The organism is Ruoffia tabacinasalis (assembly GCF_005864045.1).
Taxonomy (GTDB): Bacteria; Bacillota; Bacilli; order Lactobacillales; family Aerococcaceae; genus Ruoffia; species Ruoffia tabacinasalis.
The window spans coordinates 1-1,269 of record NZ_VBSP01000101.1 but is presented as its reverse complement, the minus strand read 5'-3'; the positions used below and the strand labels follow the sequence as shown (position 1 = coordinate 1,269).

At 38.1% G+C, this 1,269-nt stretch carries 1 protein-coding gene; it reads left to right on the top strand.

Features of this window, described 5'->3' with window-relative positions; translation table 11 throughout:
* Positions 1-92: 92 nt before the first annotated feature.
* A complete protein-coding gene (locus FEZ33_RS12205; protein ID WP_138405613.1) occupies positions 93-1,145 on the top strand; it encodes an IS30 family transposase in 1,053 nt (350 codons plus the stop codon).
* Positions 1,146-1,269: the final 124 nt, after the last annotated feature.

Sequence of the window (1,269 nt, the reverse complement as noted above, 5' to 3'; positions counted from 1 at the left end):
GGTGTGTTGTAAGATGAAACGCAACACTAAAAAAAGACATGAAGATTCGTTATACTTAAGTCACCACAACATAGTATAAGGAGAGAATCTTCATGTCACACACTCATTTTAACACAAAGAAATCTAAAGGGCATTTGAAATTCACGGAACGTGAACTGATCGAACAATGGCTAAAAGAAGACAAAAAGCAAGCTGAGATTGCCCGTTTGCTTGGCCGAAATAAATCAACTATTTCACGTGAAATCAAACGGGGTACCGTCGTCCAAATTAGTCAAGGTAAAAAAGTCGAGAAGTATCTAGCTGACTTTGGTGAAGTCACTTATTTAAAGAATAGACAACGCAGTCAATCAAAAGGTATGCAAGCTTACTCTGGACGCTTTTGGTATAAATTAAAGAAAGCTCACCACAATGGTGTTTTCAAAGGAAAAGAGCGAACTCACAATATTAAAACATTTGTGATGTCCTATGCTTTAAAACATCCTAAGGAAAGAGTGCCTTGTTTCAAAACCGTCTATCGCTACATTCGACAAAATGCGCTGTGTATCAAGCCCCATGATTTACCTATGATGTATCGTTTGAAACCAAGAAAAAATAAGCACAGTCGTCCAAAGGGACGAAATAAGAAAGTTCTGGGTACCAGTATTTCGGACCGAGCATCAAGTGTGTTAGACCGCTCGGAATTTGGTCATTGGGAAGCTGACTTAGTAAAGGGAAAACGCCATAAAGAAGAGCCGGCAGCCATTACATTAGTCGAACGGAAAACACGCTTCGCTATAGCAATGAAGATTGAGGATTATAAAAGCGAGACTGTATTAACGGCTTTTCAAACACTTGTAGAAAACAGCCCTCATCAGTTTAAAACTATTACATTTGATAATGGATCTGAGTTTGCGAAAGTATCTGAGCTTGAAAACGATGATTTATCTATTTATTTTTGTCATGCTTACGCATCATGGGAACGGGGGTCTAACGAGAATTTCAATAAACTCTTAAGAGAGTTTATACCGAAAGGTAAATCGTTACATCATTTTACTTCTGACTATATATCAGAAGCAGCTGGTAAGATAAATAAACGCATACGATCCATACTCGGTTTAATGTCCGCTCAAGAAGCCTACCAGACCGAATTGTCTTTAATGGAATAAAGACTTGAGTTATAAAAGAATCGAAAAGCGACATTTCCCCCATGGGGGAAACCCTATACCTAAAAGTCTAATGGGGTATGTCTTTTGAATAACAATAGTGTTGCATTTGATTTGACAACAGAGG